We start from the raw sequence: 17,097 nt of genomic DNA, 5'->3' as shown, positions 1-17,097 counted from the left end.
ATACATTATGCCCCTACCTGCTGATCTGTACATATATTTAAAACGAATTGATGCCTTTCGAGCTTTTCATTTACTTTACCTAATAATTCTTGCTGGATTTCTTTAAATAAAAATTGATAGCTTGTATTCCATGTTGGTATAACGGATGAAAGGCCTAATAAATACTCTTTTTTCTTTTCTAGTTCTTGAATTGTTACAAAAGTGTTCCCCATTTTTGGCATCTGTCGTCCCCCTATGTTTTTTTACTGTATATGTGTGAACGATTCACTATATAGTATTAATTATCGCATTTTTTGAGAGGGATTTCCAATTTTGTTTTATGATGTTAACGGATAAATGTGATTTGAATAAAAAAAGGAGACCAAATTTGGTCTCCTTTTAGCAAGTGACTTTGAACGAGCCGCTTCCGCTTTTAGATTAATATCTAGCTCCAGCGGCTAGAACAGTCGGCCATTTCGCGCCTTCCTGTGAGGCAAAAAGCGCCTCTTCGTCAGGAGCTCCAATGACCTCCTGTTCTGAACGAGCCGCTTCCGCTTTTAATTAAAATACTTGTTCTACTTCGATAACGCCTGGTACTTCTTCAAGTAACGCGCGCTCGATCCCAGCTTTTAGTGTGATTGTAGAACTTGGGCAGCTTCCGCATGCACCCATAAGGCGTAGTTTTACGATACCTTCTTCAATGTCTACTAATTCAACGTCTCCGCCATCGCGAAGTAAGAATGGACGTAATTTATCTAATACTTCTAATACTTGTTCTTGCATATGTGGGTTTTCCATTTTTATCGACTCCTTTCATCAGTTTTATTATAATCAAGATAGAGGGGAAAATCTATTTTTTCTCTTCTTGTTTTATTGTCGAAATATTGTATCGTGTTTTTTCAGTATAGGGGTATGGAATAAGTTTGTAAAATGATGTGCTTATGTAATAAGACATCTGAATATACTGTTGGGACAAGAAGTGGGGGAGAAGAAATGGTTAATGTTCAAGTGTATGGGACGAAAGTAATTTGTGCGAGCTGCGTCGGAATGCCATCTTCAACAGAAACGTTTGAATGGTTACAAGCGGCAATTGGTCGTAAATATGAAGGACAAGAAAATAAATTTAATTTCGAGTATATTGATTTCCAAGAAGAACAAGAAGATGCAGATAAAAAAGCATTCGCAGAGCGCGTAGTGGAAGAAGATTTATTTTATCCGGTCGTTCTTGTAAATGGAGAAATTGTTGGAGAAGGAAATCCTCGTTTGAAGGATGTTTATGAAGAAATCGAGAAATATTTATAAAACAAGAAGTCTTTGCGAATTTGCAAAGGCTTTTTTTATTGGAGGGATAGATATGAAAAATGGAGTGAAGCATGCGTTACCAACGGAAGTACAACAGTTAATGGAGCGGTACACAGTAGAATTAAAAGAAATTTTTTTAGATGAAAAAATAGTAGGGGTATATATTTACGGCTCCATCGCACTTGGTGCATTTTATGCAGAAACGAGCGATGTTGATTTTGTTACAGTGATAAGTGATTCCGTGAATGAAGCTGAAAAACAGCAGCTTGTGGAACTACATAAGAAACTTAGTGATAATACGCTAGGTAAAAGAATGGACGGTATGTATATTCCGCTTGCTGACTTAGGGAAATACAATGATGAAATGAACGAGTACGTGTATTGTGCAGATGGTAAAGCTAATGTTGGTCATTGGGACATTAATGCGGTCACATGGTGGACGTTGAAAAATCAAGGCATTACAGTTACAGGAAAAGAAGCAGAAGATCTTCCGCTGCAAATACAATGGAATGATGTAGTAAATACGATGAAATACAACGTAGAACAGTACTGGAGTGAAAAGGTGAAGAAGCCATATTTATTTTTTATAGAAGAGTGGGTAGAATCAGCTGTCGTTACGATGGGACGCATTTTATATACACTAGATTATAAAACAATCGTTTCAAAAGATAGAGGATTGCAATACTTGTCAGAACGTTCAGCGGAAGAATGGGAGCTCTTATTAAAAGAAGTAGCGAGAATACGGCACAATCCAAAAGAAAAGCGAATGCTCTCAAGGTGGAGAAGAGCAGATATGACGAAGAGGTACTTACTGCATTTAATTGAGACGTGTAGAGAGAAATGGTAGGGAAGAAAATGGACAATACAGTGGGGGGTATTGTCTTTTTTATGTTCGATTTGGTATATAATGGTTTAAAAGGTTTAATTATACTGGAGGGGATAGGATGAATATAGAATTAGCTACATATGAAGAAAAGAATGAACAAATGAGTATGCGCCAAGTAATTAGCATTCTATTAATTATTTTTGGGGTCATGCATGGAATTGGTTTTTTGAACCTTTTATATGATTCTTCCTTATATCCATGGTATGTAAATCATCTTATTCCACCTTTCACGTTTTGTATGATTATCGTAATGTATGCACCGGCAAGAAATTGCTGCTTACATTTAATAAAATCATTACAATTCAATAATTTTAAACACTATGTAACGATAGTAATGACAGCGATTGTAATGCTTATATATCTTGCAATATTAAATTTAGTTTTACCACATGGGATTGGTGTGGACGAGTCTAGTATAGTAATAAAGCCTACTAAAAATGAAATCATTTTATATGTAGTTGTGCTCACCATTTTTGCACCGATTTGGGAAGAACTTTTATTTCGGGGGATGTTTTTTACGAAATTATCCCAGCGCTTTTCTGCACTTACTAGTGCTGTTATAAGTGCTTTCATATTTACTTTTGGCCATCCCCTTACAGTAGGTAGTATTTTATATATTTTTGGTATGGGTATATGTTTAGCATACACATATAAGAAAACGAAGAATTTACTCGTTCCAATTGGGATTCATTTATTAAATAATTCGTTTTATTTATTATTGAATTTTCAACTATAAAAAGACGCCTTTTTGAAAAGGGCGTCTTTCGTATTTTGTAGTAAGTAGAAAGGGCTTTACACGCATTGTGTAGAGGCAAGGTAATACAAAATATAAATAGTTTCATGTGAAACATTTTTATTATCAAATATACAAAATGATTAACTTAGTGTATTAAACGTATCATTCATAAGTATTCTAATATATTTAAAAGTAAAATGAAATAAGAAACGGATAATTGTCGGAATATATTCGATTTCCGTTCATTTTTATGAAATATGTGTACTTTTTGTTAGATTCCTTCATTTTGTCCATATACAATAAATGTATATAGAAATAAGAAAAGGATGATGTACGTGAAGGACACTGTTTTACAAGAAACGATTTCTCCACAAGAATTACATAAAGTTGTTCAAAAGAATACAGCTTATTATGATTTTAAGTGGGGTAAAGTAGAAAACCCTGCGCAAGGGAATACATGGAATTGGGTAGCCTTTTTCTTCCCAACCTTTTGGTTAGCTTATCGCAAAATGTATAAGTTATTTATTATATTTGCGTTATTGGCTATACCTAGTATAGTTATAACCCCTTTTATAGATATTCCAGAGGGGATTTATGTAACATTTAGTTTAGCTCTTCAATTAGGAATGATGATATTTACTGGATGGCAAGGAAACCGTTTATATTATAAGCAGGCTGTTCGTGTTTTTCGTAAGGGAGAAGATGCGTCTGATCATGAGAAGGCGTATTTCTTACAATCTAAGGGTGGCGCTAGTGTAGCTGGTATGATTGGTTTACAAGTTATAGTCGGGATTGTGTTTGGCGGAGCTATGCTCGGACTTTCTCTTTTACCAACTGAGCCGAATATTAAAAACGTTGTTCGTTCAACTGGTGAAGGGGTTACTTTAGAGATTATGACTGATAATCCAACCTGGAAGTTTGTGAAGAAAGAAAAAGATTATGATGTAGTAGAGTTTACTGGTTATGATTATACAGAGAAGAAAAACGTTAAAATTAAATTTGCTGTTTATTTCGATGAAGATTATTTCGAGTGGCAAGAGGTATATGAAAATAATAAGAAGTTAAGTGAAGAAGAAGTAGAAGAATATCAAATTTATATTGAAGAAAATAATTGGGGTTTCTAGAGGGAACTCGTTCATTTTGAAAAGAAGAATCTTGTGAAGGTTCTTCTTTTATTTATTAGGGGGAGAGAAATAATTTCAGCATTAATAGAAGCTCTAATAGGATCTATTAGTTTAAGTACGGGTTTACACACGAAAAAGATTGATGCTAACATACTTTACTTGCAGCAGTATGAATGGTTTCGAATGATATATGAAGACGAAAAGTATCGAAAGTTATTTATTACGAACTACAAAGTTCGCTCATATTTACAAAGTAAGTTAAGAGTTCGATTGCTCGTAAAAAATAAAAATGCACAACGAAGATTTTTAAAATTAGTAGAAGAACAAATAGAAAAAAGGCATACGAATTGAAATTTTGTAAAATACAATAAAAAATGAGAATTTGAGGTAGGCTTGTCAATAACGTGAGACTATGGCACTATAAAGAAATGCTATACAAATTTTATTTATCGAGATGTAAACATCAATTTTGATTTTTACGTATAAATAATGAACGGAGGAAATGAATTTATGGCTACTTTACCAAATTGTCCAAAATGTAATTCAGAATATACGTATGAGGATGGCGTTCTTTTCGTATGTCCAGAATGTGCTCATGAGTGGGGCCAAGACGCAGAAGCTGAAAATAATGATGGTGCAAAAGTTGTAAAAGATGCGAACGGAAACGTTCTTCAAGATGGCGATGCAGTTACTGTTATTAAAGACTTAAAAGTAAAAGGAACTTCTTCAGTTGTGAAGATCGGTACGAAAGTAAAAAGTATCCGTCTAGTTGATGGCGATCACGATATCGATTGCAAAATCGACGGTTTCGGAGCTATGAAGTTAAAATCACAGTTCGTTAAGAAGGCGTAGTACAAATAAAAAGAGGAGGCGAATAGCCTCCTCTTTTTATTATGTCACTTTTGTCGGTAAATCGATATTTCGTACAAAATCGTTGATATATTCTGAGTTATGATAGATATATTTGAAAAATCGTTGATATATTGCAAGTTATGATAGATATATTGAAAAAATCGTTAATATAATTTCATTCATCGTGAACTACGCACGATTCACCGTGCACCATAGTCAATTTCTTTCAACTGACATCGCTTATTAAAGAACGTTTTATATCCAAGCTGTAAAAAGATAATGACAGCAAAGGCAGTACTTCCTGAAATACCGAGTATGATAGCGATTTGATATTGAATGGCTGTGAATGGTGATACACCGGATAATATTTGACCAGTCATCATGCCTGGTAAGCTTATAATCCCCATTCCGACCATAGAATTAATTGTTGGTAAAATAGCAGAATCAAAAGCGTCTCGAATGAGCGGAGCAGCAGCTTCTTTCGGTGTTGCTCCGAGCATAAGTGCACCTTCAATTTGACCTCTTTGCGACTTCATATTGTTTAAGAACGTATTCGCGCCGAGAGAAACACCAGTCATGGCATTCCCAACTAACATTCCTGTAATAGGGACGATATATTGCGGAGCATACCAAGGGTCATGACCGATAATAACGAAGATAAATAGTAGAAGTGGCCCAATTGATCCGGCGACCATGGAAAGGGCGGCTACTCGTTTTAATTCTTTAGACATCGGGATGTTAACTCGTTTATAAATATTAAAAATTGCAAAGGTAGTAATAGAAGTAATGAGAGCAATTGTATAAAATGGATTACTGTTTTCAAATACGTATGTAAGGACATATGCAACAAGTACGAGCTGAATGGTCATACGGAATGTTGCGAGCGCGATTTGTTTTTCGCGAGGTATTCCTTTTAATTTTACAAGTCCAATTAAAATAAGAATAAAAATATAGGCAGCTGCAAGTTGCCAAATTTGGAGTTCAATAACGCCCTTCAACAGAGAGCACTTCCTTTCTAGTTGCACCGTTTGCTTTACTAATCTCAATAATGTCGTCTGCAATTTCTTCTGGAAGTTGTTGTGAGTGTGTGATGAAGATAATTGTTTTTTTCTTTTTTCGTGCTAGTTCAGTAAATTGTTTCATAACGCGGCGTTCTGTATCACTGTCTAATGCTGAAGTTGGTTCATCTAATAAATAGACAGGCGGATCCATAAGTACGATACGTGCAAAGGCAAGTCTTTGTTTTTCACCGCCGGATAATGAGGAGGCGCTATCTTCTAATTGCTTGTCTAAGCTAACGGTTTGTAGTGCGCTCCGCAGGGCATCATCATTTGGAAATGGTTTTTCAGAAAGACGAAGTCCCATTAATAGATTTTCTTTAACGGTTCCATCAAAAAGAGGTGGAGTTTGCCCAAGCATAACTACGTCACGACGTAATTGAATAGGCGGATAATCAGAAATTAACTTTCCGTTATATTCAATTGTGCCGGATGTTGGAGATTGTAAATCGTTTAACATGCGAAGCAATGTGCTTTTTCCGCTTCCGCTTTCACCGATAATGCAAGTGATCTTTTCTTTTTGAATCTGTAAATAAGGAATGTGTAGTATATCTTTATATATAACGTCTTTTAATATAAACATAAATCGCTCCTTTCTGATTCTAGTTATATCGTATCAAAAAAGAGGGGGAAATGGTTATAACGAACAACGTTTTTTCTGCGTCTTGAGTTTTATTAATAAGTTAAGTAAACGATCTAATTCTTGGCTGAAAGAAATCACTTTATCATGAGTGAATCCGTATCGTTCAACGAGATAGATTAACTCTTTCTTTTTCGCTTCTATTCGATTGTTTAGTTTCGATAAGTTCATAAGTGGAATGTAATGCCTCCTACAAAAGTATTTATAACATAAAAAATAAGACCGAATGAATTCGGTCTTCAAGGAAATAATAAAACAACTTACAAATAGCATACACTGTTTATCAATAGTTTTTAATATAAAAATGAAAAATAAATCATTATACATATTGAGAAAGATGTGTCTGATAATTTTTAAAAACTGATGCAAAGAAGCTGCCTACATAGTAGACAGCCTGTAAAGTATTAACCTTTATGATATTTGTACATCCAAAGAAGGCCGGATTTTAATAATCTTGGTACACGTCCCATTAACGGTTGATTTGCGAGTAAACCGAATCCATGCTTCTTACCAAGAGATCCTAGAACACCTTTTAATTTAATAACAGGTAGTTCATCAGGGAGTGGTTCATTATTCCAACGTTTTAATAATATTTGGACAATTTGTTCTCCTTGACCTTCAGCAAGTTGGGCAGATGGTGCATGTGGAAGTGCTGCGCAATCTCCTACAACGTAAACGTGCTCGTTGTTTGGAATATTGTGATATTTCGTTAAGACAACCCGTCCGCTACCATCTTGTTCAACTGGAAGGTTTCGAACAACTTCATTTGCTTGAATACCAGCTGTCCAGACAATTGCATCACATTCAAGTGGTTCATCGTGATTATACACAATATTTGGTTCCACTTTTGTAATGTTAGAGTTTCTTATAATATTAACTTTATGTTTTACGAACCATTCTTCTACGTATCTACTTAATTTCTCTGGATACGGGAATAAAATTCTATCTTTTCGATCAAATAAATAGATTTTTAAATCAGAACGGCTTTCGCGAAGTTCACTTGCAACTTCCACACCACTTAAGCCAGCACCAACGACAGCTACTGTTGCATTTGGTTCTAGACTATTTAATTGTTCATATGTTTTACGTGTTTGTTCAATTGATTGTAGACTATGTGTATATTCCTTCGCCCCAGGAACGTTATGATATTTATCTTCACAGCCAAGTCCGATAATTAAATCATCATATTGGATTGCTTCGCCGCCATCGAGATGAACCGCTTTTTCTTCGAGGTCAATATTTGTTATTGTGCCGTATTGAATATTGAGGCGTGGGTGCTCAGGAAACGGTATACGAATATGCGTTTCTGAAATAGTACCCGCAACTAATGCATAATATTCAGTTTTGAAGCAATGATATGGTACTTTGTCGATTAATGTCACTTGTACATCATCTGGAAGTTGGTTGCTTGGAAGTAGCCTTTGTAGAATTCTCATTCCACCGTAGCCGCCACCTAGTATTACGAGGTGTTTCATGATGGATTACCCCTTTTCTGTTGAAATATCCCCTAATCATAAAATTTTATATTAATAAAATATTTTGACTTTACTCAATCAAATTATATCGAATTTGTGAACAAATAACAATGCATGAATGAATACTCTGTTGTACAATAAGAAGAAAAGTAAAGTAAACTGTTTTGCCCTTTTAGTTACTATTTCATTGCAAGTAGCATGTTATATAAAATAAAATCATCTACTTTGAAGTGAAATAGTGAAGTAACTAAATAGTTTAGGATGTATAACGAAAACAACAAGAGACAGCTTAGTTTTCTTCTTATAGATGAAGTCAGAAGGTAATTTGTTTTGTAGTACAGGGGGGAGAATTTTGATTAAACCATTAATTGAATTTTGTGTAGGTAACCTTGCAAGTGGTTCACAAGCAGCTCTAGAAAAGTTAGAAAAAGATCCAAATTTAGATGTAATGGAGTATGGTTGTCTAGGATATTGTGGTATTTGTTTTGAAGGACCGTTTGCACTTGTAAATGGTGAAGTTGTACAAGGTGCAACAGTAGAAGAGCTTGTTAATAATGTATATGAGTATTTGGATGAAAATCCAATGTTTTAAGGTGTTGCGAATGAGCAACGCCTTTTTCATTTTATTTTAGATAAAACGTTATTTTGGAGGGTAGTTTAATACTATAGATAAATAAAAAAAGGCCCTTTTTAGAAGGGCTTTTTTCTTACACAATGTGTGTAAGAGTGGCTCATCGCCAAACGTTGTCAAATATGAGAAACGGGGGACATTCATATTGTGTTCTAAAAGCATGCATTCTATACTTAAAATAACAAATTATTTTTGGAGTGAATACAAATGAGCCAATTTTCTTTTACAAAAATGCATGGTCTTGGCAATAGTTATATATATGTAAATATGTTTGAAGAGCAAATTCCCGAAGAAGATTTAGCTCTTGTGGCGGAAAAGGTTTCAAATATTAATACTGGTATTGGAGCAGACGGAATGATTTTAATTTGTCCGTCTGATGTAGCTCCGGTGAAAATGCGTATGTTTAATAATGATGGATCAGAAGGAAAGAGCTGTGGTAATGGTTTGCGCTGCGTAGCGAAATATGCGTATGAGCATAAACTAGTAGAGGAAACAGTTTTCACAATTGAAACGTTAGCTGGCATTGTAACGGCTGAAGTAACAGTAGAAGATGGTTTCGTGACATTAGCGAAAATCGATATGGGAGCACCGCGTCTAACACGTGCAGAAATACCGATGCTCGGTGAAGGTGAAACACCATTTATTCGTGAAAACTTCTTATATAATAATCATCGTTATGCATTTACGGCTGTTTCAATGGGGAACCCGCACGCGGTTATTTTTGTTGAGGATGTAGAGAAGGCACCTCTTACAACACTTGGTCCAGTTCTTGAGACACATGAAATGTTCCCAGAGCGAGTGAATGTTGAATTTATCGAGATTTTAAACGATGAAGAAATGAATTTCCGCGTTTGGGAACGTGGTTCTGGTGTAACGCAAGCTTGCGGAACAGGGGCATGCGCTGCCGTTGTAGCTGCTATTTTGAATGGCAAGATGGAACGTGGTAAAGAAATTACAGTCCATTTAGCTGGCGGCGATTTAATGATTGCGTGGACAGAAGAAGGAAACGTGTTAATGAAAGGACCTGCGGAAGTAATTTGCCGCGGAGTGTATGAGTACAAGATAGAAGCGTAAAGATGTATAATAGAATGAGAACAGAAAGGATGGTGTATTTCATGATTGAAGTAACAGAACAAGCAGCTTTTCAAATTAAAGATATGTTAAAAGATGCTGAAGATGGAGAGAAGTATGTGCGCCTTGCTGTACATGGCGGCGGATGTACTGGCCTTTCTTACGGCTTAGGATTTGAAGTAGAACCAAAAGAAGACGACACAGTTCTTGAGTTTTTCGGTGTTGAATTTGTTATCGATACAGAAAGTGCTCCAATTGTTAAAGGAGTAAAAATTGATTATAAACAATCTATGCTTGGTGGCGGATTCACAATCGACAATCCAAACGCAATCGCATCATGCGGATGTGGATCATCTTTCCGTACAGCGACGAATGCTGGTACGCCAGAAGAGTGCTAAGGTTTTAGCCGAAATAGAAAAAGACCTTTTTAGCGATGGAATAAAATCGTTAAGGAGGTCTTTTCTTTTGCCGTAAAAGCCCGATTACCAAGGTTAATCAATATTTCACTTTATTTTTGCATAGATGCAAGTATCAGTTAGTTGTTTGCCGTCAGCTGAAAAATCTTCATTACGTAATATCCCTTCAAGTTCAAAGCCTAGTTTTTCAGGGAGTGCACGACTTTTCGTGTTATTACATTCACATCGTATTTCAATCCTTCTAAATTTGAATAACTGAAATCCAAGGTTTGTTAACGCACTTACTGTTTCTGTCATATATCCACTGCCACTAAATTGCGTGTTAATCCAGTATCCAATTTCACATTTAGAAACCTTCCAATCAATTCGATGAAGGCTAGCTGTTCCAACAAAATCATTCGTCTCTTTATGATAGATAAGATAGCGAAAGCTTTCTCTTTTCAAAAAATCTATATGTGCATTTCTCAGAAGAATTTCCGTTTCTTCAACAGTAGGAATGGACTGAAATAAAGACAACCATTGCTTTAATTCATTAATGGAATCTTTAATAGCTTGTTGTACTATATCCCCTTCACCAGCTTGAAGTGGTGCTCGAAGAATGAGTCTGTCTGTTTCTATTTGTAACGGAACATCTAATAAAATAGAGTTCATATCATTTCTCCTCTCGAAAACTTTAAATTAGGACAGAATGAAACTTATATCATAAAAAAACTTTCACCCAAAAGAAATAATTCTGGAGGACGAGAGTTGCAATTTATAATAAATGAATTGAAAAATACTTTATCTCACTAATAGAAAATCACGTCACAGCATCACCATTAGTTATTATAGAACTGTGCGAAGTACAGGAATATAGTAAAGCTTATCTCCCATAAAGGAACCTCTCAAAAACGCGTAAACAATAAATATATATTCAATTCATTATTTAGAAATCCCTTTTCACATATTGAAAACTAAACTATCAGTTGGTACAGCAACATTAGGTTGTTAAACTAATGAATAGGTTAATTGAATAAGAAATTATTATTTTTTAACCTGCTTTAAATTGAACGCATAATTCACGATTGATTATCTAAACGCAATCGCATCATGCAGATTTGGATCACTTTTCCGTACAGCGATGAATGCTGGTAAGCCAGAAGAGTGCTAAGTTTTTAGCCAAAATAGAAAAGACCTTTTTAGCGATAGAATAAAATCGTTAGAAAGGTCTTTTCTTTTGGCGTTAAAACAGAAAATGCATGTAAAGTTACTTTAGAATTTAATTTGAATGTTATTATATAGAGAATATATGATAATTGTTGTGAATTCGACTTTCATATTGTTCGTTTAAGACAAGATTATGCAACAGAAATGTAAATGAATAGAAGAAATATACTATTTATTAGTTATATTTAATGTTAATATTTGTAACGAAGATGATTGGTGAGGGCTGATTAAAGTTTCACTTTATATAAAAAAGGTGCATGAGAGAGAAGGCTATAGCAAATTGTATAGAACTGAATAGTTCCGTATTAATTAAAATACGTTGATTACTAGATATTAAAAAATACCGGGGGGATTAGAGTGAAGTCATTTAAGAGAGTACTTATAGTAGGGATGGCGTTGACTACAGTATCGATTTTGGGAGCTTGTTCTAGCGATACAGACGTATTAACAAAAGTAGGAGCAAAGCAACCAGCGAAGGCGGAAGGTGACGTACTAAAAGATCAGAAGAAAACACCTATGACTACGAGTAAACGTGAAAGTATTAAAAATGAGGACGCTTCATCATCACAGAAGCGTTATATTTCTCATGATGAATCTCAAAAAATTGAGGAAGGTATGACGTATACGGATATTCTTAATACGATTGACTACGGTGGTGAGAACATAAAATATTATAATAACAATGAAAAACGCGTATTTTATACTGAAAAAGATACGGATGGTACATATGAAATTATGGTTGAATTAAATACATATGGTTACGTTGTGAATATTGAACGTACTGCTATAAAAGATACAGATACAGATAAAGATAAAGATAAAGGTAAGGAGAATCGGGTATCTACGAAACGTATTGAAGAGCCTGTAAAGGAATATGAAGAAAAAAACGATCGTGTACCGTGGTATAAAGATGTAAATAACAATTCGGCAGCAGTAAGTTACAATCAATATTTGAAAATAAAAAAAGGTATGCCCGCGAATCAGGTAAAAGCTGCAATTGGACAGCCACATGTGATTGAGAAATATAAATCTTATTCAGTATATGACTATACTGGTTATGGTGGAGAAGGATCATTACGTGTAATCTTTGAACCGAATGGAACTGTTACGGATGTAGTGGAAGACGGTTTACCACGATAATAAATTAGTTACGGGAAGAGTTGTAGTAAAGTTGTCTTTGATTTTATAAAGTTTTTGGGAGCACCCCCAAATATAGATGAAAAAATAATTCTCTTAGCCATGTTATAGTATTAGTATTTACCGAAGTTTCTTCCAAATTCAATAGCGTTATTGTGGATGTTGTTGTCGTATTATTTTTGCTGATATATACCGCAGTAGGGCAGCAATTGTAATTGGACGTAAAAGGACGCGGAGGAGTAGCAGTTTCCTTTTTGAAAAAAGGAGGGAAATATGGTGGAGGATATTCTTGAATTCATAAGGAGATACGTAATTAAACCTATTATTAATTTAGTAAGATATCTTGTAATAGAGATTATAATTGAGGGCATAATAGAAGGCGTAATAAACGGTATAAGGAAATTACGTGATAAGTGGCGAAATTGGCGTGAAAGACGTTATTGGCGGTAGTGTAGCTGATGAGAGTGTGAAACAAAAACGTTATACAGAAGTTATGAAGAAGTTTAATGAAATGATAGCAAACCACCCGCATTTAGAATCTGTACTCGTTCCAATTGGTGATGGAATGACAATTTCTAAAGTGAAGAAATAATTATTATCTTACAAAAGTGTAATGTTCATGTCATGTTTTTGAATTTCTTCTTTAAGCTCTGGGCTTTAAGATAAGAATATAAGAAAAAACATATGAGGTGAAGGAAATGAAAAGATACATTGCACTATTTAGTATTTTAGTTGTATTCGCAAGCTTGTTAGTTGGTTGTGATTTAAACCGTATGGGTAAAGATGAGTACTACGTTCAAATTACAGTAGATGGAAAAGAAGTTCATAGTAAAGCTGATAATGGTCAAAAATTTAAAGATTATGAATATAAGTTGACTGGCTTTGATAAAGACGGTAAAGAGAAAGAATTAGAATTTACAGCTCAAAAAAATCTTCGTAAAGAAGCATTCCTACGCGTATATCACTCAGATAAAAAAGGTGTATCAGCTTGGGAAGAAGTAAAGAAAGACGAGCTTCCAGCGAAAGTGAAAGAAAAATTAGGCGTGAAATAAGACAGATAGAAAAGGAATTGACGAACAGGGTCAATTCCTTTTTTTGTTTTCAAATTCTTCTTCTGAAATGACTTTAAATCCGTGTCTTTTAAATAAAGCAGTAGTTACCCCGTAACCAGTTTGCTTATTGCCATTAAATTCACCAGTGTAAATCGTAGAACTGCCACAAGATGGACTACGTTCCTTTAAAATAATATATTCTGGGTGTAAATTTTTAATTTGTCCTAATGCTTTATAAGCACCATTTACGAAAGCTTCTGTGACATCTTCACCATCTTTTGTCATCACTTTCGCTTTTCCGTCCAAAACGTCGTCGCCATTCCCGCCAATAATTTCAGCAGAAGGACGAGGTGTTGGCAGTCCTCCTAATACTTCAGGACAAATGAGGACTGTATCTTCTTTTTGTAGTAGCTCCTCTATTTTTGAAACGAGATTGTCATTTCCGTCATATCGACAAGCTATACCACCTAAACAAGCGCTAATTACGATCATATTTTCATCTCCATTAAAAAAATATTAAATTCCACGCCAAATTCTCTTCCTGCCTCTTACTTATAAATGAGGTGATATAAATGGGAAGCTTATATAATTTAATGAAACCATACAGTGAATTTCGAAGTAAAGAAGAGTTTAATACATATCAAAAACAAGTTTTGAAGTGCTATCGATTTCAATTGAATAAAACGGATGCTACCATTATTCATTTTTTAGGAAAATATGCGGTGAATGAGAAACAAAAAACAGTAGGGGTCGCCTGTCCGTTAATGGAGACGATTGCGAAGAATGTTGGAAAGAGTATTCGTACAGTACGCCGTTCAATTGCAAAGTTAGAGGAACTAGGAATTATAAAGCGTGTTGCAACAAAAGAAAGACATAAGCGCGGCGGGTATAGTGCGAACTTATATATTTTTCTTATATCTGCAATTGACCGCATGGATGACCGTATGAAAATGTCCGCATGTGAAAGTGAGGATTATACAGCTGGCTGTAGCGGAAAGGAGCAAAAAAGCGAAAGGGAAACAATTCTTTCTAAAAACATTCCACAAATAAAAGAGAAAAGAAAAATAACGTACGAGCTTGATGAGACATATTGCCGTCATGATATACCGAAGCCTTTTATATACGCACTGGTACCGATGACGAGTAATCCGCAGAAAATTAATATATTTTGGAGTAAGGTCGAGCTTGCGTATAAAAAGAGCGGGTTACTAGAACAAGGTGTTTTACTAGAGCAAATATTAGCTGATGAAGAAGTGTATGGAAATTTCATTTGGCGAGTGAAGAGTGTTGTGAGAGCTTATAAATATGGGGAAATCCGTAAAAATGTGAAGGCACTTTTATATAGTACAGTGCGAGATCTATTTTTAGAGGTTGGATTAGAGTGGGGAGCTGCATTAAGGAGAAGTAAGGGGATAGTGCTGTTTGACCCATTTAAAAAAGAGCCATGCGTATAATACATGACTCCAAGTAGCTAGTCGAACTTTCTTACAACTGGAACACGAATCGCTACAAATAGTACGAAGACGATAACAGCAATTGCACCGCTTTTCATAACGGTTACGATTGGAATTCCCATTGCAAGTGCGATTGATGTGAATGCATAAGAGAGCGGGATAAAGCCCATTGATGATAGCATAAGTAAGCTCATTACGCGTCCCATCATTTCCTCTTTTACTGTCGATTGAATCATCGCCATAAGCGGAACGATAGCCATTGCGATTGTAATACCGTAAAACATGCCGGCTAATAATGCTTGCCAAAGTACGGTGCTAAAGTTGATGGATAAGAAGAATACACCAGACAGTAGCATCATGATAATGCAAAATAGTCCGCGTCTACGATTAATATTTTTTAAACCGACAATGACAGCGCCTATTGCCATTCCGCCGCCTACAGATGCTTCTAAGTAACTGAAATGGAGCGAGTCACCGTGCAGAACATTTTTAACGAAAAGCGGGAAACCGACTTGCATCGGACCAATTAAAAATAAATTTAAAAAGGCGCTACAAAGAAGGAAAGTTGAAAGGAATGGCGATTCCTTTACATATAAGATTCCTTCTTTAATGGAAGTGAACATACCTTTATCTGTATCTTTTAGTTCTGGCATCGTAAATTGTATTTTTTGAACGAGTATGGCTGCGACAATCAGTAATAAAATTGTAATAGAAAATATTGTCTCGTAGTTTGTAAATTTGATCAGAATTCCGCCAAGTACAGGGCCTAAGATGACCGATGCTTGGTTCGTCATTTGTGTAAGTGAATTCGCTTGTGTTAACCGGCTTTTTTCTACCAATTCAGGTAAGATAGATCCATCTGCTGACCAGAAAAAAGCATCAGCAAGTCCAAAGAATAAAGCGAATAAAGCAAATGTATATAGTGTTACATCACCAACGATAAACCATGTGAGAATGGTTGCGACAAGAATCGCTCGAATAATATTGGAGTAAAACATAATGTTTTTTTTCGGGAATTTATCAGCTACAGCGCCGCCGATAATCATAAAAATAAGCCTTGGAACACTAAGAGCTACGAAAACAACACCGAGTGAAGCTTCAAGGTTTAATGTTTTTGCTATGTACCACGTTTGTGAAAAAGTAAAAAAGGCTAAAGCAAAGCTTGAAAAAAGAGTAGCTGCCCAAAGAAAAAGGAAATTCGTATTTTTTAATAACGGTTTTCCGCTTCCTTCTAAAGCAGTTTTATTTTGTTGTAGTTCCTCCATATTGCTTCCTTTCTATGTGACAAATTTAAACTAAAAAAACAGTAAACGCCCGATTGGTGAGGGCTAATACTCAATGGGAGATGTCCCTCACTGATTATAGTTTCACTTTATACAGTTTCTAATATTTCTATACTGCACTTTCTCATTGTAGACAATAATAATGAATTTGCCCAGTAGCTATTTAACGACAAAAAAAAGATGCCGAATGGGCATCTTTTTTTAGGTTAACGCAATATAAATATCCAATTGTGCATGATTTGGGTCTAATGCTCTTTCGTCGTAAAGCTCGAAGTCTGTTGTGAAGGCACGTTTATTTTCTTTCGACCATTGCCAAATATATTCCCAAGCTTCGCAAACGACTTCAACAACTGGTCCCTTTCTCGTTGTAAATACAGCATATGTAGCAGCAGGTATTGTTAAAGTTGTCATATTTTCAGGAACGTCTTCTAATGAAGAAACGGGCGTACCGATTGTAAATGTATATGTACCAGTTTCATCTGACTCGTAGTTTGAGTAGAAAGCGAATGTTTCTTTCGTTTTTTGATTTGGGATGTGATGCATCATTTGTTCTTGAAAGTATCGGTTCCAGAGCTCGGGAATTTTTCCTTCAGTAGATGCCTCTATTTCGTTAGTCGTCGTAATCGAAACGCCGATTGCTTGGAAAGCTTCTTTTTTTACGATAATGGGTTCGTTTATCATTACAAATTCCTCCTTCAAAATAAGAACATATGTTCTTTAATAATATAACATATTTTTACATGTAACGGTTATTGTTTTTTGAAAATTTTAATCATAAACAACAAACTGAAATAA

At 35.2% G+C, this 17,097-nt stretch carries 23 protein-coding genes and 1 pseudogene; 14 read left to right on the top strand and 10 right to left on the bottom strand.

All coding sequences use genetic code 11. The features are described from left to right. Nucleotides 1-5 precede the first annotated feature (5 nt). Together N2V79_RS24365 and N2V79_RS24360 are read right to left on the bottom strand one after the other, a co-directional pair. Nucleotides 6-221, bottom strand: coding sequence for a hypothetical protein (locus tag N2V79_RS24365; protein ID WP_001125507.1), 216 nt, complete (start codon nt 219-221; stop codon nt 6-8). A gap of 319 nt (nt 222-540) precedes the next feature. Further along, the gene (locus N2V79_RS24360) at nt 541-777 is read right to left on the bottom strand and encodes a NifU family protein (RefSeq protein ID WP_000431159.1); all 237 of its coding nucleotides are present in this window, start codon (nt 775-777) and stop codon (nt 541-543) included. Between the two features lie 195 nt (nt 778-972). Here N2V79_RS24360 and N2V79_RS24355 point away from each other — a divergent pair, with 195 nt between their 5' ends. From N2V79_RS24355 to phnA, 6 genes are all read left to right on the top strand, one after another. Beyond that, nucleotides 973-1,281 carry a YuzD family protein gene (locus N2V79_RS24355; RefSeq protein ID WP_000248588.1) on the top strand — a complete coding sequence of 103 codons (309 nt, stop codon included), beginning with the start codon at nt 973-975 and terminating at the stop codon, nt 1,279-1,281. A 52-nt stretch (nt 1,282-1,333) separates the two neighbouring features. After that, a complete protein-coding gene (locus tag N2V79_RS24350; RefSeq protein ID WP_003272363.1) occupies nt 1,334-2,128 on the top strand; it encodes a nucleotidyltransferase domain-containing protein in 795 nt (264 codons plus the stop codon). A gap of 97 nt (nt 2,129-2,225) precedes the next feature. After that, complete coding sequence (locus N2V79_RS24345; RefSeq protein ID WP_340720277.1) at nt 2,226-2,903, top strand: CPBP family intramembrane glutamic endopeptidase; 678 nt, start codon at nt 2,226-2,228, stop codon at nt 2,901-2,903. A 326-nt stretch (nt 2,904-3,229) separates the two neighbouring features. After that, nucleotides 3,230-4,027, top strand: coding sequence for a DUF2628 domain-containing protein (locus N2V79_RS24340; RefSeq protein WP_072940842.1), 798 nt, complete (start codon nt 3,230-3,232; stop codon nt 4,025-4,027). A 69-nt stretch (nt 4,028-4,096) separates the two neighbouring features. Continuing rightward, nucleotides 4,097-4,378, top strand: coding sequence for a hypothetical protein (locus N2V79_RS24335; RefSeq protein ID WP_065229545.1), 282 nt, complete (start codon nt 4,097-4,099; stop codon nt 4,376-4,378). A gap of 159 nt (nt 4,379-4,537) precedes the next feature. Further along, nucleotides 4,538-4,879 (top strand): alkylphosphonate utilization operon protein PhnA, encoded by a 342-nt coding sequence (phnA, locus tag N2V79_RS24330; RefSeq protein ID WP_000212735.1) that lies wholly within the window; start codon nt 4,538-4,540, stop codon nt 4,877-4,879. 200 nt (nt 4,880-5,079) lie between these two features. Here the strand turns inward: phnA and N2V79_RS24325 are convergent, their stop codons facing one another. From N2V79_RS24325 to N2V79_RS24310, 4 genes are all read right to left on the bottom strand, one after another. Further along, a complete protein-coding gene (locus N2V79_RS24325) occupies nt 5,080-5,877 on the bottom strand; it encodes an ABC transporter permease (RefSeq protein WP_000679254.1) in 798 nt (265 codons plus the stop codon). Then, entirely contained in the window at nt 5,861-6,520 is a 660-nt protein-coding gene (locus N2V79_RS24320) for an ABC transporter ATP-binding protein (RefSeq protein WP_000470263.1), read from the bottom strand. Before N2V79_RS24320 ends, N2V79_RS24325 begins: the two co-directional genes overlap by 17 nt. Nucleotides 6,521-6,574: 54 nt before the next feature. Then, nucleotides 6,575-6,748 (bottom strand): aspartyl-phosphate phosphatase Spo0E family protein, encoded by a 174-nt coding sequence (locus tag N2V79_RS24315; protein WP_001054090.1) that lies wholly within the window; start codon nt 6,746-6,748, stop codon nt 6,575-6,577. Between the two features lie 233 nt (nt 6,749-6,981). Further along, nucleotides 6,982-8,052, bottom strand: a complete 1,071-nt coding sequence (locus tag N2V79_RS24310; protein ID WP_000682065.1) for an NAD(P)/FAD-dependent oxidoreductase — start codon at nt 8,050-8,052, stop codon at nt 6,982-6,984. A 352-nt stretch (nt 8,053-8,404) separates the two neighbouring features. Between N2V79_RS24310 and N2V79_RS24305 the strand changes: the two genes are divergently transcribed. The 3 genes from N2V79_RS24305 (at nt 8,405) to N2V79_RS24295 (ending at nt 10,152) form a co-directional block, all read left to right on the top strand. Beyond that, the gene (locus N2V79_RS24305; RefSeq protein ID WP_000595026.1) at nt 8,405-8,644 is read left to right on the top strand and encodes a YuzB family protein; all 240 of its coding nucleotides are present in this window, start codon (nt 8,405-8,407) and stop codon (nt 8,642-8,644) included. 246 nt (nt 8,645-8,890) lie between these two features. Then, a complete protein-coding gene (dapF, locus tag N2V79_RS24300; RefSeq protein ID WP_000077392.1) occupies nt 8,891-9,757 on the top strand; it encodes a diaminopimelate epimerase in 867 nt (288 codons plus the stop codon). A gap of 41 nt (nt 9,758-9,798) precedes the next feature. Beyond that, nucleotides 9,799-10,152 (top strand): HesB/IscA family protein, encoded by a 354-nt coding sequence (locus N2V79_RS24295; RefSeq protein WP_053563443.1) that lies wholly within the window; start codon nt 9,799-9,801, stop codon nt 10,150-10,152. 105 nt (nt 10,153-10,257) lie between these two features. Here N2V79_RS24295 and N2V79_RS24290 read toward each other — a convergent pair whose 3' ends face one another. Then, a complete protein-coding gene (locus N2V79_RS24290; RefSeq protein WP_001084691.1) occupies nt 10,258-10,821 on the bottom strand; it encodes a GNAT family N-acetyltransferase in 564 nt (187 codons plus the stop codon). 406 nt (nt 10,822-11,227) lie between these two features. Between N2V79_RS24290 and N2V79_RS24285 the strand changes: the two are divergent. From N2V79_RS24285 to N2V79_RS24270, 4 genes and pseudogenes are all read left to right on the top strand, one after another. Continuing rightward, a pseudogene (locus tag N2V79_RS24285) lies at nt 11,228-11,320 on the top strand (iron-sulfur cluster assembly accessory protein); the annotation flags it as partial. A gap of 413 nt (nt 11,321-11,733) precedes the next feature. Continuing rightward, complete coding sequence (locus tag N2V79_RS24280; protein ID WP_069356401.1) at nt 11,734-12,516, top strand: hypothetical protein; 783 nt, start codon at nt 11,734-11,736, stop codon at nt 12,514-12,516. A 403-nt stretch (nt 12,517-12,919) separates the two neighbouring features. Beyond that, on the top strand, nt 12,920-13,105 hold the full coding sequence (locus N2V79_RS24275) for a methyltransferase (protein ID WP_003272374.1): 186 nt from the start codon (nt 12,920-12,922) through the stop codon (nt 13,103-13,105). 106 nt (nt 13,106-13,211) lie between these two features. Continuing rightward, nucleotides 13,212-13,565 (top strand): YxeA family protein, encoded by a 354-nt coding sequence (locus tag N2V79_RS24270; protein WP_000833148.1) that lies wholly within the window; start codon nt 13,212-13,214, stop codon nt 13,563-13,565. 30 nt (nt 13,566-13,595) lie between these two features. Here N2V79_RS24270 and N2V79_RS24265 read toward each other — a convergent pair whose 3' ends face one another. Beyond that, nucleotides 13,596-14,057, bottom strand: coding sequence for a DUF523 domain-containing protein (locus tag N2V79_RS24265; RefSeq protein WP_340720276.1), 462 nt, complete (start codon nt 14,055-14,057; stop codon nt 13,596-13,598). A gap of 80 nt (nt 14,058-14,137) precedes the next feature. On the opposite strand from N2V79_RS24265, the gene N2V79_RS24260 reads away from it, so the two are divergent. Beyond that, complete coding sequence (locus N2V79_RS24260) at nt 14,138-15,019, top strand: helix-turn-helix domain-containing protein (protein ID WP_000535246.1); 882 nt, start codon at nt 14,138-14,140, stop codon at nt 15,017-15,019. Nucleotides 15,020-15,036: 17 nt separating this feature from the next. Here the strand turns inward: N2V79_RS24260 and N2V79_RS24255 are convergent, their stop codons facing one another. Next, nucleotides 15,037-16,284, bottom strand: a complete 1,248-nt coding sequence (locus N2V79_RS24255; RefSeq protein WP_000391931.1) for an MFS transporter — start codon at nt 16,282-16,284, stop codon at nt 15,037-15,039. A 219-nt stretch (nt 16,285-16,503) separates the two neighbouring features. Beyond that, a complete protein-coding gene (locus N2V79_RS24250) occupies nt 16,504-16,983 on the bottom strand; it encodes a GyrI-like domain-containing protein (protein WP_340720275.1) in 480 nt (159 codons plus the stop codon). Nucleotides 16,984-17,097: the final 114 nt, after the last annotated feature.

The sequence above is a fragment of the Bacillus sp. CH_70 genome, from assembly GCF_038007045.1.
GTDB lineage: Bacteria > Bacillota > Bacilli > Bacillales > Bacillaceae_G > Bacillus_A > Bacillus_A cereus.
This window is presented reverse-complemented; position numbering and strand designations above follow the sequence as displayed.

Coding starts and splice junctions, on each gene's coding strand:
- N2V79_RS24255 (WP_000391931.1), bottom strand. CDS start 16,284: ATGGAGGAACTACAACAAAATAAAACTGCTTTAGAAGGAAGCGGAAAA.
- N2V79_RS24295 (WP_053563443.1), top strand. CDS start 9,799: ATGATTGAAGTAACAGAACAAGCAGCTTTTCAAATTAAAGATATGTTA.
- phnA (WP_000212735.1), top strand. CDS start 4,538: ATGGCTACTTTACCAAATTGTCCAAAATGTAATTCAGAATATACGTAT.
- N2V79_RS24250 (WP_340720275.1), bottom strand. CDS start 16,983: ATGATAAACGAACCCATTATCGTAAAAAAAGAAGCTTTCCAAGCAATC.
- N2V79_RS24310 (WP_000682065.1), bottom strand. CDS start 8,052: ATGAAACACCTCGTAATACTAGGTGGCGGCTACGGTGGAATGAGAATT.
- N2V79_RS24270 (WP_000833148.1), top strand. CDS start 13,212: ATGAAAAGATACATTGCACTATTTAGTATTTTAGTTGTATTCGCAAGC.
- N2V79_RS24290 (WP_001084691.1), bottom strand. CDS start 10,821: ATGAACTCTATTTTATTAGATGTTCCGTTACAAATAGAAACAGACAGA.
- N2V79_RS24260 (WP_000535246.1), top strand. CDS start 14,138: ATGGGAAGCTTATATAATTTAATGAAACCATACAGTGAATTTCGAAGT.
- N2V79_RS24355 (WP_000248588.1), top strand. CDS start 973: ATGGTTAATGTTCAAGTGTATGGGACGAAAGTAATTTGTGCGAGCTGC.
- N2V79_RS24315 (WP_001054090.1), bottom strand. CDS start 6,748: ATGAACTTATCGAAACTAAACAATCGAATAGAAGCGAAAAAGAAAGAG.
- N2V79_RS24265 (WP_340720276.1), bottom strand. CDS start 14,057: ATGATCGTAATTAGCGCTTGTTTAGGTGGTATAGCTTGTCGATATGAC.
- N2V79_RS24350 (WP_003272363.1), top strand. CDS start 1,334: ATGAAAAATGGAGTGAAGCATGCGTTACCAACGGAAGTACAACAGTTA.
- N2V79_RS24320 (WP_000470263.1), bottom strand. CDS start 6,520: ATGTTTATATTAAAAGACGTTATATATAAAGATATACTACACATTCCT.
- N2V79_RS24345 (WP_340720277.1), top strand. CDS start 2,226: ATGAATATAGAATTAGCTACATATGAAGAAAAGAATGAACAAATGAGT.
- N2V79_RS24360 (WP_000431159.1), bottom strand. CDS start 777: ATGGAAAACCCACATATGCAAGAACAAGTATTAGAAGTATTAGATAAA.
- N2V79_RS24365 (WP_001125507.1), bottom strand. CDS start 221: ATGCCAAAAATGGGGAACACTTTTGTAACAATTCAAGAACTAGAAAAG.
- dapF (WP_000077392.1), top strand. CDS start 8,891: ATGAGCCAATTTTCTTTTACAAAAATGCATGGTCTTGGCAATAGTTAT.
- N2V79_RS24340 (WP_072940842.1), top strand. CDS start 3,230: ATGATGTACGTGAAGGACACTGTTTTACAAGAAACGATTTCTCCACAA.